Source organism: Vogesella mureinivorans, from assembly GCF_007644035.1.
Taxonomy (GTDB): Bacteria; Pseudomonadota; Gammaproteobacteria; order Burkholderiales; family Chromobacteriaceae; genus Vogesella; species Vogesella mureinivorans.
Genome location: NZ_VMTV02000134.1, coordinates 172,088 through 194,135 on the forward strand (window position 1 = coordinate 172,088; position 22,048 = coordinate 194,135).

At 62.2% G+C, this 22,048-nt stretch carries 27 protein-coding genes; 13 read left to right on the forward strand and 14 right to left on the reverse strand.

Annotation, left to right across the window (positions count from 1 at the left end):
• The first annotated feature begins 297 nt into the window (after nt 1-297).
• Together FLQ44_RS03980 and FLQ44_RS03985 are read left to right on the forward strand one after the other, a co-directional pair.
• Complete coding sequence (locus FLQ44_RS03980) at nt 298-696, forward strand: helix-turn-helix domain-containing protein (protein ID WP_147693160.1); 399 nt, start codon at nt 298-300, stop codon at nt 694-696.
• Nucleotides 697-919: 223 nt separating this feature from the next.
• Nucleotides 920-2,560 carry a diguanylate cyclase gene (locus tag FLQ44_RS03985; RefSeq protein WP_147693161.1) on the forward strand — a complete coding sequence of 547 codons (1,641 nt, stop codon included), beginning with the start codon at nt 920-922 and terminating at the stop codon, nt 2,558-2,560.
• Nucleotides 2,561-2,656: 96 nt separating this feature from the next.
• Here FLQ44_RS03985 and FLQ44_RS03990 read toward each other — a convergent pair whose 3' ends face one another.
• The 6 genes from FLQ44_RS03990 to FLQ44_RS04015 all read right to left on the reverse strand — a co-directional run bounded on the left by FLQ44_RS03990 (nt 2,657) and on the right by FLQ44_RS04015 (nt 5,361).
• Nucleotides 2,657-3,064, reverse strand: coding sequence for a VOC family protein (locus FLQ44_RS03990; protein ID WP_147693162.1), 408 nt, complete (start codon nt 3,062-3,064; stop codon nt 2,657-2,659).
• Nucleotides 3,065-3,176: 112 nt separating this feature from the next.
• The gene (locus tag FLQ44_RS03995; RefSeq protein ID WP_147693163.1) at nt 3,177-3,905 is read right to left on the reverse strand and encodes a helix-turn-helix transcriptional regulator; all 729 of its coding nucleotides are present in this window, start codon (nt 3,903-3,905) and stop codon (nt 3,177-3,179) included.
• On the reverse strand, nt 3,892-4,134 hold the full coding sequence (locus tag FLQ44_RS04000) for a helix-hairpin-helix domain-containing protein (RefSeq protein WP_147693164.1): 243 nt from the start codon (nt 4,132-4,134) through the stop codon (nt 3,892-3,894). Before FLQ44_RS04000 ends, FLQ44_RS03995 begins: the two co-directional genes overlap by 14 nt.
• A gap of 9 nt (nt 4,135-4,143) precedes the next feature.
• On the reverse strand, nt 4,144-4,623 hold the full coding sequence (locus FLQ44_RS04005) for an EVE domain-containing protein (protein ID WP_147693165.1): 480 nt from the start codon (nt 4,621-4,623) through the stop codon (nt 4,144-4,146).
• The gene (locus FLQ44_RS04010) at nt 4,620-4,982 is read right to left on the reverse strand and encodes a DUF1801 domain-containing protein (protein WP_147693166.1); all 363 of its coding nucleotides are present in this window, start codon (nt 4,980-4,982) and stop codon (nt 4,620-4,622) included. Before FLQ44_RS04010 ends, FLQ44_RS04005 begins: the two co-directional genes overlap by 4 nt.
• A gap of 22 nt (nt 4,983-5,004) precedes the next feature.
• On the reverse strand, nt 5,005-5,361 hold the full coding sequence (locus tag FLQ44_RS04015; protein ID WP_147693167.1) for a VOC family protein: 357 nt from the start codon (nt 5,359-5,361) through the stop codon (nt 5,005-5,007).
• A 307-nt stretch (nt 5,362-5,668) separates the two neighbouring features.
• Here FLQ44_RS04015 and FLQ44_RS04020 point away from each other — a divergent pair, with 307 nt between their 5' ends.
• Nucleotides 5,669-7,375 (forward strand): GGDEF domain-containing protein, encoded by a 1,707-nt coding sequence (locus tag FLQ44_RS04020; RefSeq protein WP_170252770.1) that lies wholly within the window; start codon nt 5,669-5,671, stop codon nt 7,373-7,375.
• Between the two features lie 72 nt (nt 7,376-7,447).
• Here FLQ44_RS04020 and FLQ44_RS04025 read toward each other — a convergent pair whose 3' ends face one another.
• The 5 genes from FLQ44_RS04025 to lptM all read right to left on the reverse strand — a co-directional run bounded on the left by FLQ44_RS04025 (nt 7,448) and on the right by lptM (nt 11,458).
• Nucleotides 7,448-8,632 (reverse strand): hypothetical protein, encoded by a 1,185-nt coding sequence (locus tag FLQ44_RS04025; RefSeq protein ID WP_147693169.1) that lies wholly within the window; start codon nt 8,630-8,632, stop codon nt 7,448-7,450.
• A complete protein-coding gene (locus tag FLQ44_RS04030) occupies nt 8,577-9,746 on the reverse strand; it encodes a methanobactin export MATE transporter MbnM (RefSeq protein ID WP_147693170.1) in 1,170 nt (389 codons plus the stop codon). Before FLQ44_RS04030 ends, FLQ44_RS04025 begins: the two co-directional genes overlap by 56 nt.
• Nucleotides 9,746-10,717, reverse strand: coding sequence for an MbnP family copper-binding protein (locus FLQ44_RS04035; protein WP_147693171.1), 972 nt, complete (start codon nt 10,715-10,717; stop codon nt 9,746-9,748). Before FLQ44_RS04035 ends, FLQ44_RS04030 begins: the two co-directional genes overlap by 1 nt.
• A 139-nt stretch (nt 10,718-10,856) precedes the next feature.
• A complete protein-coding gene (locus tag FLQ44_RS04040) occupies nt 10,857-11,345 on the reverse strand; it encodes a GNAT family N-acetyltransferase (protein WP_147693172.1) in 489 nt (162 codons plus the stop codon).
• Nucleotides 11,342-11,458 (reverse strand): LPS translocon maturation chaperone LptM, encoded by a 117-nt coding sequence (lptM, locus tag FLQ44_RS04045; RefSeq protein ID WP_147693173.1) that lies wholly within the window; start codon nt 11,456-11,458, stop codon nt 11,342-11,344. Before lptM ends, FLQ44_RS04040 begins: the two co-directional genes overlap by 4 nt.
• A gap of 99 nt (nt 11,459-11,557) precedes the next feature.
• On the opposite strand from lptM, the gene cyaY reads away from it, so the two are divergent.
• The 8 genes from cyaY (at nt 11,558) to FLQ44_RS04085 (ending at nt 17,372) form a co-directional block, all read left to right on the forward strand.
• Nucleotides 11,558-11,878 (forward strand): iron donor protein CyaY, encoded by a 321-nt coding sequence (gene cyaY, locus FLQ44_RS04050; protein ID WP_017507788.1) that lies wholly within the window; start codon nt 11,558-11,560, stop codon nt 11,876-11,878.
• Nucleotides 11,879-12,286 (forward strand): YqaA family protein, encoded by a 408-nt coding sequence (locus FLQ44_RS04055; RefSeq protein ID WP_147693174.1) that lies wholly within the window; start codon nt 11,879-11,881, stop codon nt 12,284-12,286.
• A 213-nt stretch (nt 12,287-12,499) separates the two neighbouring features.
• A complete protein-coding gene (rsmA, locus tag FLQ44_RS04060) occupies nt 12,500-13,279 on the forward strand; it encodes a 16S rRNA (adenine(1518)-N(6)/adenine(1519)-N(6))-dimethyltransferase RsmA (protein ID WP_147693175.1) in 780 nt (259 codons plus the stop codon).
• 125 nt (nt 13,280-13,404) lie between these two features.
• Entirely contained in the window at nt 13,405-14,139 is a 735-nt protein-coding gene (locus tag FLQ44_RS04065) for an amino acid ABC transporter ATP-binding protein (RefSeq protein ID WP_147693176.1), read from the forward strand.
• Between the two features lie 72 nt (nt 14,140-14,211).
• On the forward strand, nt 14,212-15,105 hold the full coding sequence (locus FLQ44_RS04070; RefSeq protein ID WP_147693177.1) for a glutamate/aspartate ABC transporter substrate-binding protein: 894 nt from the start codon (nt 14,212-14,214) through the stop codon (nt 15,103-15,105).
• 121 nt (nt 15,106-15,226) lie between these two features.
• Nucleotides 15,227-15,970: an amino acid ABC transporter permease gene (locus FLQ44_RS04075; protein WP_147693178.1), complete on the forward strand. Its 744-nt coding sequence runs from the start codon at nt 15,227-15,229 to the stop codon at nt 15,968-15,970.
• Entirely contained in the window at nt 15,970-16,635 is a 666-nt protein-coding gene (locus tag FLQ44_RS04080) for an amino acid ABC transporter permease (protein WP_170252771.1), read from the forward strand. The genes FLQ44_RS04075 and FLQ44_RS04080 overlap by 1 nt, the downstream gene beginning before the upstream one ends.
• Nucleotides 16,636-16,637: 2 nt before the next feature.
• Nucleotides 16,638-17,372 (forward strand): amino acid ABC transporter ATP-binding protein, encoded by a 735-nt coding sequence (locus tag FLQ44_RS04085; RefSeq protein ID WP_147693315.1) that lies wholly within the window; start codon nt 16,638-16,640, stop codon nt 17,370-17,372.
• Between the two features lie 96 nt (nt 17,373-17,468).
• Here the strand turns inward: FLQ44_RS04085 and FLQ44_RS23510 are convergent, their stop codons facing one another.
• Nucleotides 17,469-17,693, reverse strand: coding sequence for a hypothetical protein (locus FLQ44_RS23510; protein ID WP_170252773.1), 225 nt, complete (start codon nt 17,691-17,693; stop codon nt 17,469-17,471).
• Between the two features lie 27 nt (nt 17,694-17,720).
• Here FLQ44_RS23510 and FLQ44_RS04090 point away from each other — a divergent pair, with 27 nt between their 5' ends.
• Nucleotides 17,721-18,932, forward strand: a complete 1,212-nt coding sequence (locus tag FLQ44_RS04090) for an EAL and HDOD domain-containing protein (protein ID WP_170252775.1) — start codon at nt 17,721-17,723, stop codon at nt 18,930-18,932.
• Between the two features lie 68 nt (nt 18,933-19,000).
• Here FLQ44_RS04090 and FLQ44_RS04095 read toward each other — a convergent pair whose 3' ends face one another.
• Both FLQ44_RS04095 and FLQ44_RS04100 read right to left on the reverse strand, forming a co-directional pair.
• Nucleotides 19,001-20,137 carry a PilT/PilU family type 4a pilus ATPase gene (locus tag FLQ44_RS04095; RefSeq protein ID WP_147693181.1) on the reverse strand — a complete coding sequence of 379 codons (1,137 nt, stop codon included), beginning with the start codon at nt 20,135-20,137 and terminating at the stop codon, nt 19,001-19,003.
• Nucleotides 20,138-20,149: 12 nt separating this feature from the next.
• Entirely contained in the window at nt 20,150-21,187 is a 1,038-nt protein-coding gene (locus tag FLQ44_RS04100; RefSeq protein WP_147693182.1) for a type IV pilus twitching motility protein PilT, read from the reverse strand.
• Between the two features lie 119 nt (nt 21,188-21,306).
• Here FLQ44_RS04100 and FLQ44_RS04105 point away from each other — a divergent pair, with 119 nt between their 5' ends.
• Entirely contained in the window at nt 21,307-21,999 is a 693-nt protein-coding gene (locus tag FLQ44_RS04105; RefSeq protein WP_147693183.1) for a YggS family pyridoxal phosphate-dependent enzyme, read from the forward strand.
• Nucleotides 22,000-22,048: the final 49 nt, after the last annotated feature.

The window sequence follows — 22,048 nt, forward strand, 5'->3', positions numbered from 1 at the left end:
TATTTGTATGATTATTTGACGGATTAATACAATGCAAAAATAAAAACACAGCGCCAATGTATGTTTTGTGTGAATCAATTGTATTGATGTGTGATTTTCCGGGGAGGCGTACGTCTACATCACGCTTAGTCTTTGTTATGGCTGGTTGATTTCCTCGATTGCGCCTGTGTGCCTGCATGGCATTGTGTGATTTGTTGCAAAACCCATACACACACATGATTGTGGTGTGTGTATTTATTGTATTAATACTGCGCCGTCTGTATGATTGCTGTTTTTCGCCACCTGCCGGAGCCTGCCATGTCTGTATTGCCTGACTTTGAAAGTGCCGAATTCGCCCCCGCGCTGAAAGCCATCCGCAAACAGCTGCAGCTGTCCCGCACTGCCTTGGCCGCGCAGGTGGGCTTATCTACCGCTGCTATCCAGCGCTACGAAGCGCAAGACGGCAGCAATATCAAACCCAGCCGCGATGCCTACGAGCGGCTGTGCAAAGTGCTGGCCGATTTGCTCCAGCACAGCCCCGCGCCGGCCGCTGTCACCCCGCCTGCGGCCAGCCCCGTCCCCCCCGTTGCACTGCCCCCTGTTGTGCGTAGCGAGCCGCTGCTGGCCCCTGGCATTTTGTTGGCCGATGCCACGCTGGAGCAGCTGATTGCACGCGCCAAGTCCATGGGCGCCAAGAAAGTCACCATCGAGTTTTAATGCACTGGCCGCCGCGTCGTAGGCCAAGTCATATTGTGTGACGCAAAGTGTGACAATTGTGTGTTTTCAGTGCTTTGTATGATTCGTGACGCAATGTGTCACAAAATAAATCCCCCATACCCAAGCTGCTGTTTGCCCTGAATGGGCATGATGGCTATGCCAATCGGGTTTTTTGGCAGTAGACTGTCAGGTTTCGATAAGCCTGCCTGTGACCCCGCTGCCAATGACTGACCCCTTAGCTTCTACCGAAGAGCTGATCCAGCAAGCCAATACCCTGCACGCTAGCGACCTGCTGCAGGCACAGCACTATGCCGAGCAGGCCGTGGCGCGTGCCGAAGGCCAGGTATTGCTGCGCGCGCAGGCCTTGCAGATTCGTGGCCGCATCTACAGCTCGCGCGGTTTGCTGGGGCCGGCACTGGAAGATGCCCTGGCGGCCCGCCAGCTGTTTGCACAGCTGGGGGATGATTTCAGCGTGGCGGTGCAGGATGCGCTGATCGGCAACGTGTATGTGCACGAAGGCCTGTTTACCGACGCCCTTACCCTCTACCTGCAAGCCTTGCCGCATATCGAGCAATCTCAGGCTAGCGAGTGGCACACCAGGCTGCTGAATAACCTGGGCTACGCCTATGTGCAGATCAAGATGGCCGACAAGGCCGCGCCGTTTATCGAGCGCTGCGTGGCGCTGGCGCGGCAGAACGGGCACCAGCACACCCTGGCCATGGCGCTGGACAGCCTGGCGCGTGCCTACATGCAGCAAGGCAAATTTGCCGAGGCGCGCCAGCTGCTGGGCGAGGCGCTGTTTCTGTTTAGCGCCACCGATACCAAGGGCTACGAGTCGCTGTGCGAGCTGTACCTGAGCTACGCCAGCAGCGAAGCCGGCCTGGGTAACCTGCCCGAGGCCCTGCACCTGCTGGACAAGGTGCAAGCACTGGCGCGTGAACACGGCCGCCTGCGCCAGGAGGCCGACGCGCTCTATCGTGCCGGTGCGCTGTACCGTCAGCACGGCCGCTGCGAGGCGGCGCTGGGCAAGCTGATGCAGGCGCTGGCGCTGCTGTCGCTGCACGATATGCGTAGCGCACTGCATGAATGCGACTACGAAGCCGCCATGTGCTACCAGGCGCTGGGCGATTACCAGCTGGCGTTCGAGCATTTTCAGCGCTTTCATCAAGGCCGCGAACGGGTGTTTACCCAGCAGTTCGAGGCGCGCATGAAGCACGTGGAGCTGATGTTCCGCCTGCATCAGGCCGAGCGCGAGCGCGAGTACTACCGTGAAACCAGCCATAACCTGGCGCGGGAGGTAGAGCGGCGCAGTGCGCGCCTGCAGGCGGCCGAGCAGCAGGCCAATACCGATATGCTGACCGGCCTGCCCAACCGCCACCATTTCTGGCCGCGTGCCGACGCGATACTGAGCCAGGCGGCGCGCTGGAGCAGCCTGGTGCTGGTGGATGCCGACCATTTCAAGCGGGTAAACGATACTTTTGGCCACCTGGCCGGCGACCAGGTGCTGCGGCGTATTGGCGAGCTGTTGGCCGCACTGGCCCGCCCGCAAGACCTGTACTGCCGTTTTGGTGGCGAAGAATTTGTGCTGCTGTTGCCCGACACTCGTGCTGCCGAGGCGGCGTTGCTAGCCGAGCAGTTGCTGCAACAGTTGGCCGCAAGCGCCTTCAGCCTGCTGCCTGGCCATCAGGTCACACTCAGCGCCGGGGTGGCCGAGCTGTATGCCGATGGCGCATCGGGTGGCAAGCAGCGCTTGCGTGCCTTGCTGGGTGCGGCAGACCAGGCGCTGTACCGCGCCAAGGATGGCGGCCGGCACCAGGTGTGCCTGGCCAGCGTGCAGGGGGCTGGCCAGCCTTCGTGCGGCTAAGCCCTCCTGTTGTGGCCGCTATGGCCCCCTTACACCCGGGCTGGCGGCGTTGGCACGCGCCGCTATGGTCCGGGATGTTGCCAGTAGCGCTGGCTATCAGGCGTGTGGAAAGCCGGGGTTCCACGCGACTTCCCACAAAAAACCGTCCGGGTCGCGGAAGTAGCCGCTGCGCCCGCCCCAGAACACGTCTTCTGCCGGTTTGACGATGCTGGCGCCGCGTGTGGCCAACTCGGCCAGCAGCGTGTCTACCTGGTGCTTTTCGTGCACATTGTGCGCCAGCGTAAAACCGGGAAACGCGGCGGGCGGGCTGTTCGCTACGGTGGCGTCTGCGGCCAGCGCTGCGCGCGGGTAGAGCGATAGCCAGGTTTTGCCCAGCTCGAAAAACGCTACACCGGCGCCGTCCGGCATCGGTACCTGCGGCAGCTGCAGCACATCACGGTAAAACGCGGTGGCGCGGGCCAGGTCGGCCACGCCCAGGGTGACAAAGCTCAGTCTTGCTTCCATGGTGTTTCCTTTTCGGTCTGTTCAATGTTTTCTTGGGCTGTGGCCGCTTGCTGCCGCATGCAGTGTGAAGGGAAGTGCCCGTCACCGTGTCATGCACTGCCGTGGCGCTTTTTCAGGGTTGGCCGCTGTCCTGGCGGTGCCACGGCTGGTGTGTTTCGCGGTGCAGGCGCGCACGGGCGGCGTCCCCTGCATCGCTGTGCTGCAAAAAGGCGTCCAGCGAGACCTGTGCCGGCCACGGGGCCGTGCCGGGCTGTAGCCGGGCGATGCGATCGATACGGAAGTGGCGGTAATCGCCCCGTAGCAGGCACCAGGCGCCCAGGGTCCAGCGGTCGCCCCAGAAGAACAAGCCCAGCGGTGCCACCTCGCGCAAGGTGGCGTTGCCGGCCTCGTCGCGGTAGTGCAGCTGCAGGCAATGCCGGGCCTCGCAGGCGTGGCGCAGCGCCGGTAGCTGCGTGAGCGGGTAGCTGCCGGCGGGGGGCACAAACAGCGGCGCGGCGGTAAGCCCGGCGCTACCCAGCACGGCATGGATCTTGGCCAGCGCACTGGCGGCGGCCTGCGCGGTGGCGCTGTCGGCCCAGGCGCTGAGCATGCGCGCGCCCACTTCCAGTGCGGCCAACTCGTCGGCGGCAAAGCTCAGCGGCGGCGGGGTAAAGCCGGCTTCCAGCCAGTAGCCTTCGCCCGCTTCGCTATTCACCGGTGCACCGCTGGCCAGCAGGTCGGCCATATCGCGGTACACGGTGCGCTGCGATACCTCCAGCCACTGCGCCAGCTGCGCCGCGGTGGTACGCCGCCGCCCGCGCAGCAGCAGCAGGATCTGCATCAGGCGGTCAGCGCGGCGCATCGTGCTTTGCCAGTGTCAGGATGGCGGCGATGCTGGCCCGTGCTTGCGGGCTGTTCTGCCAGCAGCTGCTGCGCAGCAGGCCGGCTATTTGCTGGCAGATGTCTTGCGCATCGGCCCCGGCTAGCTGTGCCAGCGAGCTATAGCCTAGTTGTTCCAGCCGGCTGATAACCGTCGGGCCCACGCCTTTCAGGGCCAGCATGGCGGCGTGTTCGTGTGCGGGGAACGGCATGGCGCTCTCTTAAGTCGTTGTGCTTGGCGGCAGTGTGATACCCATGGCGTGGGCAATCAAGGCAAAGTCACCGGCGCTGATTTCCAGATGCCCACAGCGCAAAGGGTAGCCCCAACGCGCCGGGTTTTCTATAAATGAGAGCGTGTGTAGCAAGGGGCGGATCGCCGCCGGCTGGCCGGGCAGCCAGTGGATGTCGCGGCGCCACGGCACAAAGCCTTCGCCCATCGCCACCTGATACGCGCCACCGTCGGCCACGTAGCCCAGCGCGGTGAACTGCTGGCAAGGTTCGCGGCCCTGCAGGGTGAGCACTGGCGAGTAGTACACCAGGCCATCGCCGGGCTGCATGCGCGCCAGCGGTGCCTGTTTGCCGTGGCAGAGCTGGGCAAAGCCGCCGGCGAGGCCCCGGCACACGTGCTCGCTGCAGGCCACGCCTACCCAGTAGCGTGGCGGGCGGGGGGCGATGCCGCCCAGTATGCCTTGCCGGCTCATGGCGCTTGCTGCTGCCACGCCGCCTGCAGGTAGGCGGCCACCTGTTTGCGGCCAACCTCGTCCAGGCTGTGCAGCTTGATGTGGCGGCGCAGCTTGCCGCTGCCTTCCAGTACCTGATGCGGGTCGGCCAGCTGCGCCCCGGCGCTGAATTCCAGCGACACGTGGGCACGATAGGCAAACAGCCCGCAAAAGGGCTGCTGGTCGGCAAACAGGATGCCGCCGTATTTGATGTCTTCCTGTATGCCGGGCGCGAGCGCCAGGATGTGCTGGCGTACCGCCAGCAGGATGGCGTGTTGCTGTGGCTGCTGCTGGCTGATATCGAGCAGCCACTGTTGTGTGCGGGAAACGGTGTGTGACATGGCAGGTACCTGTGGTGGTGGATCAGGGTTCGGTGTGCAAGCCGATGATGTTGCCCTCGCTGTCGGCAAACAGGCCGATCTGGCCATTGCCATCCGGCAGTGACATCTCGGGCAGCACCATCCGTCCGCCGTGCCGGGTGGCGCGGGCCAGCACGGTACTGACATCGGGGCTGCCATCCAGGTAAATGCGTGTGCCATGGGCAGCAGGCTGCAGGCGCAGGCTGGCCATAATGCAGCCGCTGCTGTCGGGGAAGACGGCGATGCGCTCATCCATGACGTGTTCTACTTTCAGTTCCACGTGGAACACTTGCTGGTAAAACGCGACGGCACGGTCAAAATCGGTAGCGGGGATTTCAAACCAGTGAATCATCTTGTTCATGGGGTGTCTCCTGACAGGTCAGCCGGCTGGCTGTTGTCAGGCACTATGCAGCAGGCCTACTGACAGCATTCTGTCAGCAGGCACAGGGTGGTGATTGTGCGGTGGCAAAACGGCAACAGCCCTTCGTGTGGCCGTGCCTCATTTATCGGCGTGCTTTTTGCTTTTGCACTAAAGCACGGTGCGCTGGGTATCATCACCCGCTGCGTACTTGCGCAGCCATGCGGGTTTACGCTGCAGGCGCCATGGCTAACTGGCTAAAAGGAAAACATTTTCTGTCTATGTGTGGCTACCCGACATGCTCACCATCATGAGTAAACCCGCCTCCACGCGCCAAGGCCTGGCGCTCAGGCGGCGCATCGCCCTGGCGCTGCGCCGCTCGCGGCACTGCCAGGACAGCGGCCAGCACCAGGCAGGCGTGCAGGCTGCCGAGGAGGCTTTATTGCTGTGCGAGCTGCCGCAGCACCGCCCGCAATGGCAGCAGGCCATGGTGCAGCTGGCCTTGCACCAGTTTCGCATGGGCCAGTTTTCCGATGCGGTGCGTAGCGGGCTGGAGGTGGCCGCCACACTGGATTTTGGCCCCGATGCCGCCCTGCGCGCCGAGGTCTTGTGCGTGGTAGCCATTGCCTGCAACGAAATGGGCCTGATGCAGGACGGGCTGAAATACGCACTGGAAGCCCTGGCCGCAGCCCGTACCAGCAACGACACCGCGCAGACGATCAACGCACTGAACCGGGCCGGCGTGTGCACCTATGGCGCGCTGGGTGATATGGCGCAAGGCGAACAGCTATTGCGCCAGGCCGCCGAGCAAGCCCGGCTGGCAGACCTGCCGGTATTGCTGTTTGCCGCGCGTAACAACCTGGGCACGCTCTACAGCAGCGAGGGCCGCAAACAGCTGAAGCTGGGCAAGCAGGCCGAAGCCCACCGTCTGCTGCACATCGCACTGGCGCATTACCACGATGCCTGGCAAAGCGTGGCCCACGCAGGCAACCGCCACCAGTGGGCCATGTTGCAAACCAATCTGGCCGAAGCGTACGCAGACCTGGATGAGTTCGACCACGCCCGCGCCGCGCTGGCCGAGCTGCGCCAGGCGCTGGCCGGTAGCGACTTTCACTCGTTGCAACGTAATGCCGACCTGATCGAAGCCACCCTGCTGCAACGTAGCGGCCGGGTAGCCGAGGCGGTGGCCGCGCTGCAGCAGATGCTGGGGTTGCCGGGCAATATGATCGAGTTCGACATGCGCCGTTTTGCGCAGGAAGAGCTGTACCGGCTGTACAAAGCCAGCGGCCAGTTCGAGCTGGCGCTGGCCCAGCTGGAAGCCATACGCCACAGCGAGCAAGAACAGAACGAGCAGCGCAGCAGCACGCAGGGCTGGGCTATCCGCAAAGAGCTGGAAATCACCAGCGTACAGCTGGCGGCCGAGCGCGAGCGGCTGCAGGCCGAGCGCGAACGCCTGCGCGCAGCGCAGCTGGAAGCAGAAAAAGTGGTGACCGAGGCGCGCATGAGCGAGCTGGAGCAAGCCGTACTGATCGACCCGCTCACCGGGGTAGGCAACCGCCGCTGCCTGGATCAGCAAGGCCCGGCCAGGTTGGCCGCATTGGGCCAGCAGCTGCACGGCATGGCGGTGGTGGTGGTGGATCTGGACCATTTCAAATCCATCAACGACCGCTTTGGCCATGAGGTCGGTGATGAAACGCTGAAAAAAGTGGCGCAGATCATGGTGTTGCGTACCCGTGGCAGCGACCTGACCGTGCGCTTTGGCGGCGAAGAGTTTGTGCTGCTGCTCATGGAGCAGTCGCTGGACAGCGCGCTGGCCTGTTGCGAGCGGCTGCGCCTGGCCATCCTGGATTACAGCTGGCACGAGGTACACCCCTTGCTGCACGTTACCGCCAGCTTCGGCGTGCACTGGTGCCATGCCCCGCAGCCGTGGGCGCACGCTCTGCGCCAGGCCGACCTGGCGCTCTATCAGGCTAAACGCTTCGGGCGTAACCGCCTGCAGCTGGCCAGCACGGGCTAGCGCCGCACAGGATTTCAGGGTGCTACCGTAAAAAAGCCGCCAGAGAAAGGCGGCTTTTTTGCTGCTGCCCTGTCAAGGCAGCAGGCTGAACTGATGCTGCCAGCGCAGTAGCCAGCGCTGGCGCGAGCGCGCGTCGGTTTGGTCTTCCTGCCATTCCAGCGACCCCTGCTGCTGTTTGGCCGGCTGCCAGCGCAGGCGCACGCCAATGACTTCGGGCTGATGCTGGCTGCTAGCGATGCCGGCTTCTGTGGCCAGTATTGCGGCATTGGTACCGGTTAGCGTGTGCCGCAGGCGCAGGCGCTCGTAGCGTACGCTGGCGTCCACTCCGGCCAATAGCGGCGCTGCGGTGGTGGCTTCCACGGCTAGCCAGTCGGTACGGCCATCGTAGTCTACCTGCCCGGTAGCGCTGCCCAGCGTGCCTTGTTCTTGCCGGCTGCCTAGCGCGCCGCGCAGGGTCACGCCGTACAGTTGGCCGCGTGCGGCCAACTCCAGCCACTGGCCATCGCCGTTCAGGCAGGCCAGCGTGCGCTGGCAGCCGCGGGCACCACCATGGCTATGGCTGTGGCCGTCGCCAGCCAGCGCGTTCTGGCGGCTGACGCGTGGCGTATCTGCGGCGGTCAGGCCCAGTTGCAGCGGGCCCAGGTCTTGTTCCAGCGCCAGCAACCACAGGCCAGCCTGTGCGCCAGCGCGGCGGGTGCCGGGGTTGCTTTCGCCGCGCAGTGCCGACAGCGTCAGGCGGCGGCCAGGCTGTTGCAGCTGCAGGGCCAGGCCGCTGTCGTGCCAGTGGTCGTGGCCGCCGGTGAGCAGCGTGTCGCGCAGGCTGCTGCGCCCCCATTCGTCGGCAGCCAGGGCCTGTGCCGGGCTAAAACGGCCAGCTTGCAGCGCCAGGCTGCCGGGGATGGCGGCCCAGCGCAGCCAGGCCTGGTCGTTGGCCAGCTGTTCGCGCTCGCGGTCGTAGCTGACGGCCCACTGTGTTTGCAGGCCGGGCAGCCAGCGTGCTTGCCAGGCTAGCGTGCTGCGGTCGGCATTCAGCTCGCGCAGGCTGGCGGCAGCCGGGTGGTCGATCTGCACCAGTGCCGCCGGGGCGGTGTGGCTGCCGCGGCCCTGGCGCAGGTCCAGGTCTAGCGTGAGCTGCTGGGCCGGGGCCGCGCTATCGGTATCGTCATCGTGGCTAACGCCGTCGTGCGCCCAGCTGCCTGCGCTACTGGCCAGCAGGGAAAGGATTGCTAAAGCGCGGGCTGGTGAGGAGTGTGTCATCGGTAAGGGTCTTCAAAAAGGCAATGATGTCCTGCTTGTCCTGGGCGCTCAGGTTGATGCGCGTGATCAGGTCGCTTTTGTACGGGTTCAGGCGGCCATCACCGGCGTGCGGGCCGCTGCTGAGGTTGCGCCCGCCTGCGGCGTAGAAATCCAGCACTTCTTCCAGCGTGGCGATGCTGCCGTCGTGCATATAAGGCGCCGTGTTGGCGATATTGCGCAGGCTGGAGGCGCGGAAGGCGCCCATATCGGCCGGCAGGCTGGTGAACTCGAACAGGCCACGGTTGGGGAAAGGGAAGCCGCCTTGGCCGTCGATGTTGTACAGGCCGGTGTTGTGGAAGGCGCGGTTCACCTCCGGGCTGCCCAGGTGGTTGGTCTGGTCGTTGAAGTTGAAGCTGCCGTGGCAGTGGAAGCACTCGGCGGTTTCACCCATGAACAGCTGCATGCCGCGCAGCTCTTCGGCGCTGAGTACGGCTTTTTTCTGCAGGTAGCGGTCGTATTTGCTGTCAAAGCTCAGCAAGCCGCGCTGGAACGTGGCAATGGCTTTGATGATGTTGCCAAAGGTGATGGTGTCGCTGCTGCTGCCAAAAACATCGGCAAAGCGCTGGCGGTAGCCGCTGTCTGCCTTGATGCGCGCCAGCACGGTGTCTTTATTGCTGTCGTCGATGCCCATTTCTACCGGATCGGTGCCAAACAGCGGCACTTCCATCTGGCGCTCCAGTGTGGTGAGCGAGGGGTTGGCCCAGGTATAGGTGCTGTGCCAGGCGCTGTTGGCCAGGTGCTGGGCATTGCGATGGGTCAGCTCGCCGGTACTGCCAGGCGACACCGCCAGGCCATCGGTAAAGGCCTTGTCCTGATGGTGGCAGCTGGCGCAGCTTTGCGTGCCATTGCCAGACAGGCGCTTGTCGTAGAACAGCTGGCGGCCCAGCTCGAACTTGGCTTCGCTCATCGGGTTATCCGCCGGTACCACCGGGGTGGGCACGTCGGCCGGCAGGCTCCATTGCCAGCCGCTGGTGCTGCGCGACGGGTCGACAACCGTGGTGCCGCCGGCACCACCGCCACCCAGGCAGCCAGCCAGCAGCGCACTGCTGGCCAGGGTGATCAGCAGTGCGCGCATTATTTGCTTTCTACGCGGAAGGCCGGCACGTTGCTGCCGTCACCTTTGGCTTGGCCGGCCGGGCTGGTGGCCAGGTTCAGGTCGAGCTTGTCGAAGATGGCCGGGCATTCCGGGTCGGTGGTGCCGCTCATGCAGCCCACCGAGCTGCCATTGTCTTGCGACAGATTGCTGCTGGCCAGTAGCTGCTGGATGTCCAGTACCACTTGCTGGCTGGACGGGTTGAAGGCGGCAAACTTCACTGGCAGGCGGTTGGGGTTGCTGCAGCTCACGCCCAGGCCGGTGAGGCTGTCGCCACCCGTGCAGTTGGTGGAGCCCAGGTGAATGTTAAAGGTGGTGGCGGTGGTGGGCGGTGTGGTATTCGGTCGGGCCACGCCGCCTACCGGGTTGAGCTCTACTTTCATGAACTTGCGGCCAACCTGCCAGCTCCAGGCCATGGCCTGGATATTCAGGGGTGCCGGGGCGGTGGCGTAGGGCAGATGGTTCATGCCGACCGTCGCATTGCTGCTGTTGGTGCTGGTGTACGGCACACCCACCTGGAAGCTCAGGCCTACGTAGTTGCCGCTATCGATGGTGCCCTGTACCAGATTATTGGTAGCGGCCGTGCCGGCTGCGCACGCGCTAGTGGCATTTTCGAAGTCCAGCAGTGAGGTATCCAGGTATTGCCACTGGCTGTCCTGGGTCAGCTTTACTGGTACGGCATTGCCTTGGGCGGTGATCAGTTTTACATCGTGTACGTAGAAGCGGGCGTCTTTCAGGTCGGCCGTTGCGGCACTGGTGCCCAGGTTGCTCACGGGCGTGCCGCAGCTAACGTTGTTATTACCGGCTTTCAGCGCAAACTGGATGCTGACCGGGGCGGTGACAGGTGTGTTGCTTGTGCTGGCGGCCGGGGCAGCACCGCCGCCGCCGCCACCTAGCAGGCAGGCGCTAAGTAAGAGTGGCAGCGTGGCAAGGGGGAGCAAGGCTGTGCGCATGGTGTGGTTCTCTCTTGTGTCGATATAGAAACAAAAGAGAATTATCCAGACACATGACGTGTTGATAGTGCGGCAAATTGTCGCATTGCTGCGGCGATTTGCCGCAAAAGCAGCAGAGTTTTGACCAATATCAGGTGGATTACACCCCGGTTATCCGCTTTTCCATCATCAGGTAGGGGGTGCCACCCAGGCCGGACTGGGCAAAGCCTTCGCCCTGATACAGGCTGCGGCCAACGTGGTTATCGGCGCGGACTTCCAGCGTGACTTTGGCGCAGCCCCGCGCCAGCGCTGCGGCTTCTACCGCCTGCATCAGCGCGCTGCCCAGCCCCAGGCCGCGCGCGGCGGGCAGCACGGACAGGTCGTGCAGATTGCACACCGGGGCGGCGTAAAAGCTGGAAAACCCCAGCACGCACAGCGCATGGCCTGCCGGCTGGCCGCCCTGCTCGGCAATCAGCGCAAACAGGCCGGGGTGCTGCGCCAGCGCGGCGGGCAGCTGCTGGCGGGCATGCGCGGACAGCCCTTCGCCGCCGCCCATGGCGTCGCGCGCGTAGGCGTCGGTCAGCTGCATCAGCAGCTGGCAGTCACCGGCATCGGCCAGGTTGGCCGCACGGATGGCCAGGGGGCTCATGGCGCGCTGCTGGCTGCCGGCGGGGTGGTGTTTTTGGGCAGATACAGCGGGCCTTTGTAGCCACAGGCGGTGACAGTGAGGGATAGCAGGGCAAGCAGGAGTGCAGTACGCATACGGAATCCGGGTGCTATGGCAAAATGGCAGTCTATCAGGCCGTTGCCGTACTGCCCATGCAGTGCCGCGTGCGGCCAACCTTGAGACAGGATGACACCATGACCGAAAGTGATTTTCTGGGCCTGACCGATGGCCTTTTCCGCCGCATTGAAGACGCGCTGGAAGACGCCGGGCTGGATACCGACTGCCTGATCAACGGCAACGTAATGGAAATCGAGTTTGAGGACGGCACCAAGATCGTGGTGAACCGCCATGTGCCGAACCGTGAAATGTGGATTGCCGCCAAAAGTGGCGGTTTCCACTTTGCCCTGCGCGAAGACGGCCAGTGGCTGGCCGCGCGCGACGGTGCCGAGTTTGGCGCCACGCTGTCGCAGGTGGTGAGCGCGGCCAGCGGCGAAGCGTTTAGCTTTGTCGTATAAATGACAGAGCTGGCCCTGCTGGCCGGCCTGGCAGCGTCGGCTTTTTTGTCGGCCACGGTACTGCCGGGCAACTCCGAGCTGGCGCTCTCTGCCCTGTTCTATCAGCAGCCATCCTTGCTGTGGCCTGCTGTCTTGGTGGCCAGCGTCGCCAATACGGCGGGCAGTGCCACCAGCTTGTGGCTGGGGCGCCGCGCCCCGGCCAAGGCCTTGCCGGCACGCACGGCGGGCTGGTTTGCCCGCTTTGGCCCGGCGGCCTTGTTATTGAGCTGGGTACCGCTGCTGGGCGATGCGCTGCCGCTGGCGGCCGGCTGGCTGCGGCTGCCGTGGTGGCCCTGCCTGCTATGGTTGGCCGCAGGCAAGACGCTGCGTTATCTGTTGCTGGCCTGGGGTCTGCAGCAGTGGCTGTAAGCCGTGGTAGACGGCAGGGCGTACGCCGCCAGCTGCCGTGTACGGAAATCCGGACGCACAGCCCGGCGGCGACACCGATACAATAGCGTTTTGCTGGCCTGCCCGGCCGTGCCGCGTCGCTGGCCGGTAGCGTGCAGGGCAACACCGATTTTGCAAGCTGCCACACCCTGGCCGGTGCGGGCGGCTTTCGTTTTTTGAAGAACTGAGCGTGCCATGAGCAAACATATTCCGCGCAAGCGTTTCGGGCAGAACTTTCTGCAGGACCAGCGCGTCATCGAAGACATCGTTAATGCCGTTGGCGCCCAGCGCAGTGATGTGGTGGTGGAAATCGGCCCCGGCCTGGGGGCGCTGACACGCCCGCTGCTGCAGCGTCTAGACCACCTGCATGTGGTGGAGATCGACCGTGATATCATCAGCCGCCTGCGCGGCGAGATCTCGCCCAAGCGCCTCACCATTCACGAAGGCGACGCGCTGGCGTTTGATTTCGGCAGCGTGTGCGAGGGCCAGTTCAAGCTGGTAGGCAACCTGCCGTACAACATTTCCACCCCGCTGCTGTTCCACCTGGCCTGCTACGGCAACCGCGTGATCGACATGCATTTCATGCTGCAAAAAGAGGTGATCGACCGCATGGTGGCCGAGCCATCCACGCCGGATTACGGCCGTTTGACAGTCATGTTGCAATATCGCTTCGATATGGAACAGATCTTGCTGGTACCACCGGGTGCGTTCTACCCGCCGCCAAAAGTAGACTCGGCGGTAGTGCGGATGATTCCGGATGCGGGCCGTTGCGGCATAGCCGACAACGAAACCCTGCTGGAAGAGCTGGTGGCCCAGGCGTTTGCCCAGCGTCGCAAGACCCTGCGCAACAACCTGAAAGGCCTGGTAAGCGACGAAGAGCTGGCATCGGTAGGCATCGATGCAGGCTGGCGTGCCGAAAATGTCAGCGTGGCGCAGTATGTATCGCTGGCCAACCTGGTAGCCCGTCGCGGCTGAGCCGTGTTGCAGTGCGCCTTGTGCGCGCTGCCCGGCATGGACACAATCCGGAACATACCGGCCTGGCACAAGACTGCGCTACGCAGCGGCCGGGCCAACGCCAACTGGTGGAAGAGAGAGAAACCATGATTCGTTTCAATAATGTACACAAGTGGTTCAAAGACCTGCACGTGCTGAACGGCATTAATCTGCAAGTGCAGCAAGGGGAAGTGGTGGTCGTGTGCGGGCCGTCCGGCTCGGGCAAGTCCACGCTGATCCGCACCGTGAACCAGCTGGAAAGCATCAACGAAGGGGAAATCTGGGTAGACGGCAAAAACGTGGCCGACCCCAAGACCAACCTGAATGCCCTGCGCGCCGAAGTCGGCTTTGTGTTTCAGCATTTCAACCTCTACCCCCACCTGTCGGTACTGGACAACATCACCCTGTCGCCTATGAAGGTAAAGGGCATGGACCGCGCGGCTGCCGACAAGCAGGCCGTTACGCTGCTGGAGCGCGTTGGCCTGGCGCACAAGAAAGACGCCTTCCCTGCCATGCTGTCCGGCGGGCAGCAGCAGCGCGTGGCGATTGCCCGTGGCCTGGCCATGGAACCGCGCGTGATGCTGTTTGACGAACCTACCTCGGCACTGGACCCGGAAATGATCGGCGAAGTACTGAAGGTAATGAAAGATTTGGCCGAGTCCGGCATGACCATGATGGTGGTGACCCACGAAATGGGCTTTGCCCGTGAAGTGGCCGACCGCGTGGTGTTTGTCGACCATGGCCAGATAATTGAAGAAGCGCACCCTGAGCACTTCTTCACCAACCCCCAGCACGATCGCGCCAAGCAGTTCCTGCGCCAGCTGCTGACACCGATGAATTGAATCGCAGTAAACCGCACCGGTGCCGGCGCGGCCTGAATAAAAGCAACATCACTTGAGAAACTGGAGAAACTTATGCGTTTTACTACCCGTCTGCTGACCACTGCTGTCATCGCTTCTGCCTTTGCCGCCCCGGCCATGGCAAATACGCTGGAAAAAATCAAGGATTCCGGCGTGATCGTGCTGGGTCACCGCGATGCTTCCATCCCGTTCAGCTATCTGGCTGACGGCCCGAACCCTATCGGCTACTCGCACGACCTGCAGCTGAAAGTGGTAGAAGCCGTGAAAAAACAGCTGAAAATGCCGAACCTGCAAGTGAAGTACAACCTGGTAACCTCCCAGACCCGTATCCCGCTGGTACAGAACGGCACCGTGGATCTGGAATGTGGTTCCACTACCAACAACCTGGAGCGTCAGAAACAGGTGGCTTTCTCGGTAGGTATCTTTGAAATCGGTACCCGCCTGATGACTGCCAAGACCTCCGGCGTAAAAGACTTCCCGGACCTGAAAGGCAAGAACGTGGTGACCACTGCCGGTACCACTTCCGAGCGCCTGCTCAAGGCCATGAACGCCGAGAAGCAGATGGGCATGAACATCATCTCCGCCAAAGACCACGGCGAATCGTTCCTGATGCTGGAAACGGGCCGTGCCGTTGCCTTCATGATGGACGACGCCCTGCTGTACGGCGAAATGGCCAAGGCCAAGAACCCGGCCAACTGGGTGGTAACCGGCAAGCCGCAGTCTTTCGAAATCTACGGCTGCATGCTGCGTAAAGACGACCCGGCCTTCAAGAAAGTGGTCGATGATGCCATCAAGGCCACCTTCAAGTCCGGCGAAATCAACAAGATCTACAGCAAGTGGTTCATGAACCCGGTTCCGCCAAAAGGCCAGAACCTGAGCTTCCCGATGTCCGACGAGTTCAAGGAACTGATTGCCAAGCCGACCGACAAGTCCGCCGAGCAAATGTAATACCTGCATGAACGCCCAAGCGGGTTTGTTCGGGTTGCGGCCAACGTAACCGGGCCGGGGGCTTGCCCCCACCCGCTTGCGAAGGGGCGCGGCTTGCGCCCCTTTTTCTTTGGAGAAGTGTATGAATTACAACTGGGACTGGAACGTCTTTTTCAAGTCCACCGGTATCGGCAGCGAAATCTATCTGGACTGGTTCGTGTCCGGCCTGGGCTGGACCATTGCCGTGGCCCTGGTGGCCTGGATTGTGGCGCTGATCATCGGCAGCGTGCTGGGCGTGATGCGCACCCTGCCCAACAAGCTGTTGTCCGGTATTGCCACCGCCTACGTGGAGCTGTTCCGTAACGTACCGCTGTTGGTACAGCTGTTTATCTGGTACTTCATGGTGCCCGACTACCTGCCAGAATCCACGCAGGTCTGGTTCAAGCAGGAGCTGAACCCGGCCACCTCCGCCTATATCTCGGTGGTGGTGTGTCTGGCGCTGTTTACCGCTGCCCGTGTGTGCGAGCAGGTACGCACCGGTATCCAGGCCTTGCCCAAAGGCCAGAGCGCGGCTGCACTGGCGGTGGGTTTTACCCTGCCGCAAATGTACCGCCACGTGCTGTTGCCACAGGCTTTCCGCATCATCATCCCGCCACTTACCAGCGAATTCTTGAACATCTTCAAAAACTCGTCCGTGGCCTCGCTGATCGGCCTGATGGAGCTGCTGGCGCAAACCAAGCAAACTGCCGAATTTACCGCCAATATGTTTGAGGCCTTTACCCTGGCCACGCTGATCTACTTTGTACTGAACATGAGCCTGATGACGTTCATGAGCTGGGTAGAGAAAAAAGTGCGCATTCCGGGCATGATGGGAGGAGCTAAATAATGGATTTCAGCCAGATTATTCCTGCAATGCCGGGCCTGGTGGACGGCATGCTGATGACGCTGAAGCTGCTGGCCTTGTCGGTAGTAGGTGGTGTGGCACTGGGCACGGTACTGGCGCTGCTGCGCCTGTCCAGCAACCCGCTGCTGTCCGGTTTTGCCAAAGCCTATGTGAACTACTTCCGTTCCATTCCGCTGCTGCTGGTGATCACCTGGTTCTACCTGGCGGTACCGATGCTGCTGAACTGGATTACCGGTTCGTTCGTGTCTATCGGTGCCTTCACCTCTTGCCTGGTGGCCTTCATGATGTTTGAAGCCGCCTACTACTGCGAAATCGTGCGTGCCGGTATCCAGTCCATTTCCAAGGGCCAGGAAAACGCCGCCTACGCGCTGGGCATGAACTACGGCCAGGCCATGCGTCTGATTATCCTGCCGCAGGCCTTCCGCAAGATGATGCCGCTGCTGCTGCAGCAGTCCATCATCCTGTTCCAGGACACCTCGCTGGTGTACGCCGTGGGTCTGATGGACTTCCTGAACGCTGCCCGCTCCAAGGGCGATATCGTTGGTTTGCCGCATGAGTTCCTGATTTTTGCCGGTGCGGTGTACTTTGTGATCAGTTTTGGCGCGTCCCTGTCGGTGAAGCGCCTGCAAAAGAGGTTTGCGGTATGAGCATGATTTCCATCAAGAACGTCAGCAAATGGTACGGTGACTTCCAGGTGCTCACCGATTGCACCACCGACGTGAAAAAAGGCGAAGTGGTCGTTGTATGCGGCCCGTCCGGCTCCGGCAAATCCACGCTGATCAAAACCGTCAACGCACTGGAGCCGTTCCAGAAGGGCGACATCATTGTGGATGGCACCTCGGTAGGCGACGCCAAGACCGACCTGCCCAAGCTGCGTAGCCGCGTGGGCATGGTGTTCCAGCATTTCGAGCTGTTCCCGCACCTGTCCATTACCGAGAACCTGACCATCGCACAGGAACGCGTGCTGGGCCGTAGCAAAGATGAAGCTATGCAAAAAGGCCTGCACTACCTGGACCGCGTCGGCCTGAAAGCGCACGCGCACAAGTTCCCCGGCCAGCTGTCCGGCGGCCAGCAGCAGCGCGTGGCCATTGCCCGTGCGCTGGCCATGGACCCGATTGCCATGCTGTTCGACGAGCCAACCTCGGCGCTGGACCCGGAAATGGTGAACGAAGTGCTGGACGTGATGGTAGAGCTGGCGCAAGAAGGCATGACCATGATGTGCGTCACCCACGAAATGGGTTTTGCGCGCAAGGTAGCCCACCGCGTCATCTTTATGGACCGCGGCTGCATTGTGGAAGACTGCGCCAAGGAAGAGTTCTTCGGCAATATCGACGCCCGCTCCGAGCGCGCCCGCCAGTTCCTGTCCAAGATCCTGCAGCACTAAGCCATGTACGTTGGCCGCCAGTGTGCGGCCAACGTTTCACATGAAACGCGGCACGCGCTGCGTACTGCCAAGCCCTTCGCATAGCGAGGGGCTTTTTTATGGAATTTTATAAGTAAATCTGCAGGCCGCTGCCACTGCGTTTTGCCTGCTGTCCAGTACTGGTGGGGTTTCTTCCACATAGCCAGGGTGGCTTACCATGGGTAAACGCAGTATTTTTTTATTGAATGCCGCAAGTGAAATAAAGCGGTAAAACGATATCGCCAGATGGTGCGATAAATGTGTTGCCAGGGAGTGTTGTTCGGCCTGGGCTTGGGCTACCATCGACTCGTCAATACCCGAATGTCTGTCATGTATTCCACGATCTACCTTGGCCGCCAGCCTATCGTCGATGCGCAGCAAAAGCGCGTGGCCTACGAGCTGCTCTTTCGCTCCGGGCCGGAAAACCGCGCCCTGTTTCAGGACGACGTCAACGCCACGGCAGCGGTGATTCGCCATGCTTTTATCGACCTGGGCTTGTCCAGGGTGCTGGAAGGCTGCCCGGGGTTTGTGAATGTCAGTGAAAAGCTGCTGTTCAGCCCGGTGCTGGACCTGCTGCCGCCCGATACCATCATTCTGGAAATACTGGAAAGCGTAGAGCTGAACCAGTCGGTATACGAGCGCTGTGTGCAGCTCAAGGCGCGTGGCTACCAGCTGGCGCTGGACGATGTGTGCGACATCACCCCCGGCATGCTGCCGATGCTGCCGCTGGTGGATTATCTGAAGTTCGACCTGCAGCAAGTATCGTTGTCGGCCTTGCCCGGGCTGCTGCAGCGGCTGCAGGGCTTTCGCGGCCAACTGCTGGCGGAAAAAGTAGACACCTTCGAGCAGTACGAGGCGTGCAAACAGCTGGGTATCGGGCTGTTTCAGGGCTACTTCTTTGCCCGCCCTACCGTGATGAGCCATAACCGCGCCCACCCGCACCGCGCCCTGCTGCTGCGCCTCCTGGGCCTGGTGATGAAAGACGCGGATGTGGCCGAGCTGGAAAGCGTGTTCAAGGCGGCGCCGGATATGGTGGTGGGTTTGCTCAAGCTGGTAAACGCCGCCGAATCGTACCGGCAGCCGGTGGGCTCCATCCGTGAAGCCATCATTACGCTGGGTAGCTCCCGGCTCAAGCGCTGGGCGCTGATTATCCTGTTTGCCGCCGACTGCCGCCCGTCGCAAGGCCCTAGCCCGCTGCTGGAAATGGCCGTGGTGCGCGGCCGCATGATGGAGCTGTTGGCCGACGATGCCGGTATCGACCCCGACGAAGCGTTCATGACCGGTGTACTGTCGCTGGCTGATTCGCTGCTGGCTACGCCCATGGCCGAGCTGGTCAGCGGCCTGGCATTGAGCCAGGATGTGCTGCAGGCGCTGTTGGCGCGTAGCGGGCCGCTGGGCCAGCTCTTGGCACTGGTGGTGCTGGGCGAGTGCCAGGAGCAAGGCTCGCCGCTGCCGGATATGGATGCCGAGCGTTTTAATGCCTTGCAGCTGTCTGCGCTGGCCTGGGTGCGCGAAACCTGGCGCGATGATTTCCTCGGCTAAGGGTTGGCCGCAGGCGGTAGTAAACAGAAAAGCCGGCATCTGCCGGCTTTTTGCATGGTGGCCTAGGCTTACACGATATCGAGGTGGTCCAGCCCGTCCAGCGGGTTGTGCTGCTTGGTTTTTTCGCTGTAGAGCTTGATTTGCAGGCGCAGGTCGTTGATGGAGTCGGCGTTGCGCAGCGCGTCTTCGTAGCTCACCAGGCCAGCCTCGAACAGCTGGAACAGCGCTTGGTCGAAGGTTTGCATGCCGGACTCTTTCGAGCGGCCCATCACCTCCTTTATGCCGGCAATCTCGCCCTTGAAAATCATGTCCGAAATCAGCGGGCTGTTCAGCAGGATTTCTATTGCGGCGGTACGGCCTTTGCTGCCTTTTAGCGGCACCAGGCGTTGCGAGATGATGGCGCGCATGTTCAGCGACAAGTCCATCAGCACCTGCTGGTGGCGCTCTTCCGGGAAGAAGTTCAGGATGCGGTCCAGCGCCTGGTTGGCGTTGTTGGCGTGTAGCGTGGCCAGGCACAGGTGGCCGGTTTCGGCAAACTGCAGGCCGTACATCATGGACTCGCGGTCGCGGATCTCGCCCATCAGGATCACGTCTGGCGCCTGGCGCAGCGTGTTTTTCAGCGCCACTTCCCAGCTTTCGGTATCTACACCGATCTCGCGCTGGGTAATGATGCTTTTCTTGTGGTTGTGTACGTACTCGATGGGGTCTTCGATGGTGATGATGTGGTCGGCCGTGGTGCTGTTGCGCCAGTCCACCAGCGCTGCCAGCGAGGTAGATTTACCCGAGCCGGTGCCACCCACAAAGATCACCAGGCCACGTTTGATCAGCGCAATATCCTTTAGCACGTCCGGCAGGCCCAGACCATCCAGCGAGGGGATCTCGGTATTGATCTTGCGCAGCACCATGCCGGCGCTGCCCTGCTGTACGTAGGCGCTGACACGAAAACGGCCGATGCCCGGCGGGCTGATGGCAAAGTTGGCCTCGCGGGTGGATTCGAACTCCTCGGTCTGGCGGTCGTTCATCACCGAGCGCACCAGCTCCTTGGTGTGCTGGGCGGTCAGCGGCTGCGGCGCTACCGGGGTGATCTTGCCGTCGATCTTCATGGCCGGCGGAAAGTCGGCGCTGATGAAAATATCGGAGGCGTTCTTGCTGATGGCGTGTTTCAGCAGGTCGTGAATGAATTTTGATGCCTGGTCTTTTTCCATGGCCTACCCCGCTTAGAAAGCGTCCTTGTTACTGGCTTTGGTGCGGGCTTCCTGCACCGATACGTGGCCATGGCGTACCAGCTCTTGCAGGCACTGGTCCAGCGTCTGCATGCCGTGCTGCTGGCCGGTCTGGATCATGGAGTTGATCTGCGCGATCTTGTTTTCGCGAATCAGGTTACGGATGGCCGGGGTGCCGATCATGATCTCGTGCGCGGCAATGCGGCTGGTCTCGTCTTTGGTTTTGAGCAGGCTTTGCGAGATGACCGCGCGCAGGCTTTCCGACAGCATGGAGCGCACCATTTCCTTTTCCCCGGCCGGGAACACGTCCACGATACGGTCGATGGTTTTGGCGGCACTGCTGGTGTGCAGGGTGCCAAAGACCAGGTGGCCGGTTTCGGCGGCCGACAGCGCCAGGCGGATGGTTTCCAGGTCGCGCATTTCACCGATCAGGATCACGTCCGGGTCTTCACGCAGTGCGCTGCGCAGCGCGGCCGAGAAGCTGCGGGTCTGCGAGCCCAGCTCGCGCTGGTTCACCAGTGACTTTTTACTTTCGTGCACGAATTCGATCGGGTCTTCTACCGTCAGGATGTGCGAGTAATGGTTGGCGTTGATGTAGTCGATCATCGCCGCCAGGGTGGTGGATTTACCCGAGCCGGTGGGGCCGGTCACCAGCACGATACCGCGCGGGTAGTCGGCGATGTCCTTGAAAATGCGCGGTGCACCCAGGTCTTCCAGGGTGAGCACGCGGGACGGAATCACGCGGAAGACGGCGCCGATACCCCGGTTCTGCACAAAGACGTTTACCCGGAAACGCGCCACGCCAGGCACCTCGAACGAGAAGTCGGCCTCGTAGGTGTCTTCGAAAATCTTGCGCTGGTAGTCGTTCATGATGTCGTACACCATGTCATGCACATCATGGTGCGCCAGCGGCGGCAGGTTGATGCGGCGGATATCGCCGTGCACGCGTATCATCGGCGGCAAGCCCGCCGACAGATGCAGGTCAGAGGCTTTGTTCTTGACCGTAAAGGCCAGAAGATCAGATATTTCCATAAATTTCTCCGGGGGTGTACGGCATCCGCAAGGCATGTCGGGCGCATTGTACTCCCACCCATTGCTGCTGCCCACGCAAGCGCTGGTGCAGGTTTGGGCAGCCATGTCGGAAACGCACTATGTCCCAATTGACTCTAGCCCTGCACGCAGTGCAGGCGCAACTGGCCGAGGCGACCCGCCTGTCCGGCCGCGAAGCTGGCGCAGTACAGCTGCTGGCAGTAAGCAAAACCTTTCCGGCGGCCGCCGTGCGCGAGGTATACGCCGCCGGCCAGCGCGCCTTTGGCGAAAACTACGTGCAAGAGCTGCAAGCAAAGGCCGCCGAGCTGGCCGACTTGGCTATCACGTGGCACTTCATTGGCCCGCTGCAATCCAACAAGACACGCATCGTGGCGGAAACCGCCCATTGGGTGCATTCCATCGAGCGGCTGAAGATCGCCGAGCGGCTGTCGGCCCAGCGCCCGGCGCATTTGCCGCCGCTGAATGTGTGCGTGCAGGTCAACGTGTCGGGTGAAGACAGCAAGAGCGGCTGCGCGCCCGCGGACGCGCCCGCGCTGTTGCGGGCTGTGGCTGCCTTGCCACAGCTGCGGCTGCGCGGCCTGATGTGCATCCCGGAGCCCACGCCCGATGCGGCAACGTTGGCCGCACGCTTTGCCGTGCTGCGCCAGCTGCAGGCGCACATGGCGGCTGAGGGCCTGGCGCTGGATACACTGTCCATGGGCATGTCGACCGACATGGCGGCAGCTATTGCTGCGGGCAGCACCATGGTGCGTGTGGGCACGGCCATTTTCGGGGCCCGCCAGTACCCGGCGTAGGCTAAGACCGTGGCGCAGCGTGCGCCGTATACCATCTACAGAGAGAGCA

What these genes read in the sequence shown, in the direction of transcription:
- FLQ44_RS03990 (WP_147693162.1), bottom strand. Translation starts at nt 3,064, where the DNA reads ATGGAAGCAAGACTGAGCTTTGTCACCCTGGGCGTGGCCGACCTGGCC.
- FLQ44_RS04090 (WP_170252775.1), top strand. Translation starts at nt 17,721, where the DNA reads ATGTATTCCACGATCTACCTTGGCCGCCAGCCTATCGTCGATGCGCAG.
- FLQ44_RS04020 (WP_170252770.1), top strand. Translation starts at nt 5,669, where the DNA reads ATGAGTAAACCCGCCTCCACGCGCCAAGGCCTGGCGCTCAGGCGGCGC.
- FLQ44_RS04040 (WP_147693172.1), bottom strand. Translation starts at nt 11,345, where the DNA reads ATGAGCCCCCTGGCCATCCGTGCGGCCAACCTGGCCGATGCCGGTGAC.
- FLQ44_RS04105 (WP_147693183.1), top strand. Translation starts at nt 21,307, where the DNA reads ATGTCCCAATTGACTCTAGCCCTGCACGCAGTGCAGGCGCAACTGGCC.
- lptM (WP_147693173.1), bottom strand. Translation starts at nt 11,458, where the DNA reads ATGCGTACTGCACTCCTGCTTGCCCTGCTATCCCTCACTGTCACCGCC.
- FLQ44_RS04015 (WP_147693167.1), bottom strand. Translation starts at nt 5,361, where the DNA reads ATGAACAAGATGATTCACTGGTTTGAAATCCCCGCTACCGATTTTGAC.
- FLQ44_RS04085 (WP_147693315.1), top strand. Translation starts at nt 16,638, where the DNA reads ATGATTTCCATCAAGAACGTCAGCAAATGGTACGGTGACTTCCAGGTG.
- FLQ44_RS04000 (WP_147693164.1), bottom strand. Translation starts at nt 4,134, where the DNA reads ATGCCGTTCCCCGCACACGAACACGCCGCCATGCTGGCCCTGAAAGGC.
- FLQ44_RS04005 (WP_147693165.1), bottom strand. Translation starts at nt 4,623, where the DNA reads ATGAGCCGGCAAGGCATACTGGGCGGCATCGCCCCCCGCCCGCCACGC.
- FLQ44_RS04080 (WP_170252771.1), top strand. Translation starts at nt 15,970, where the DNA reads ATGGATTTCAGCCAGATTATTCCTGCAATGCCGGGCCTGGTGGACGGC.
- FLQ44_RS03985 (WP_147693161.1), top strand. Translation starts at nt 920, where the DNA reads ATGACTGACCCCTTAGCTTCTACCGAAGAGCTGATCCAGCAAGCCAAT.
- FLQ44_RS04035 (WP_147693171.1), bottom strand. Translation starts at nt 10,717, where the DNA reads ATGCGCACAGCCTTGCTCCCCCTTGCCACGCTGCCACTCTTACTTAGC.
- FLQ44_RS04065 (WP_147693176.1), top strand. Translation starts at nt 13,405, where the DNA reads ATGATTCGTTTCAATAATGTACACAAGTGGTTCAAAGACCTGCACGTG.
- FLQ44_RS03980 (WP_147693160.1), top strand. Translation starts at nt 298, where the DNA reads ATGTCTGTATTGCCTGACTTTGAAAGTGCCGAATTCGCCCCCGCGCTG.
- FLQ44_RS04100 (WP_147693182.1), bottom strand. Translation starts at nt 21,187, where the DNA reads ATGGAAATATCTGATCTTCTGGCCTTTACGGTCAAGAACAAAGCCTCT.
- FLQ44_RS23510 (WP_170252773.1), bottom strand. Translation starts at nt 17,693, where the DNA reads ATGGTAGCCCAAGCCCAGGCCGAACAACACTCCCTGGCAACACATTTA.
- FLQ44_RS04025 (WP_147693169.1), bottom strand. Translation starts at nt 8,632, where the DNA reads ATGACACACTCCTCACCAGCCCGCGCTTTAGCAATCCTTTCCCTGCTG.
- rsmA (WP_147693175.1), top strand. Translation starts at nt 12,500, where the DNA reads ATGAGCAAACATATTCCGCGCAAGCGTTTCGGGCAGAACTTTCTGCAG.
- FLQ44_RS04010 (WP_147693166.1), bottom strand. Translation starts at nt 4,982, where the DNA reads ATGTCACACACCGTTTCCCGCACACAACAGTGGCTGCTCGATATCAGC.
- FLQ44_RS04095 (WP_147693181.1), bottom strand. Translation starts at nt 20,137, where the DNA reads ATGGAAAAAGACCAGGCATCAAAATTCATTCACGACCTGCTGAAACAC.
- FLQ44_RS04070 (WP_147693177.1), top strand. Translation starts at nt 14,212, where the DNA reads ATGCGTTTTACTACCCGTCTGCTGACCACTGCTGTCATCGCTTCTGCC.
- FLQ44_RS03995 (WP_147693163.1), bottom strand. Translation starts at nt 3,905, where the DNA reads ATGCGCCGCGCTGACCGCCTGATGCAGATCCTGCTGCTGCTGCGCGGG.
- cyaY (WP_017507788.1), top strand. Translation starts at nt 11,558, where the DNA reads ATGACCGAAAGTGATTTTCTGGGCCTGACCGATGGCCTTTTCCGCCGC.
- FLQ44_RS04030 (WP_147693170.1), bottom strand. Translation starts at nt 9,746, where the DNA reads ATGCGCGCACTGCTGATCACCCTGGCCAGCAGTGCGCTGCTGGCTGGC.
- FLQ44_RS04075 (WP_147693178.1), top strand. Translation starts at nt 15,227, where the DNA reads ATGAATTACAACTGGGACTGGAACGTCTTTTTCAAGTCCACCGGTATC.
- FLQ44_RS04055 (WP_147693174.1), top strand. Translation starts at nt 11,879, where the DNA reads ATGACAGAGCTGGCCCTGCTGGCCGGCCTGGCAGCGTCGGCTTTTTTG.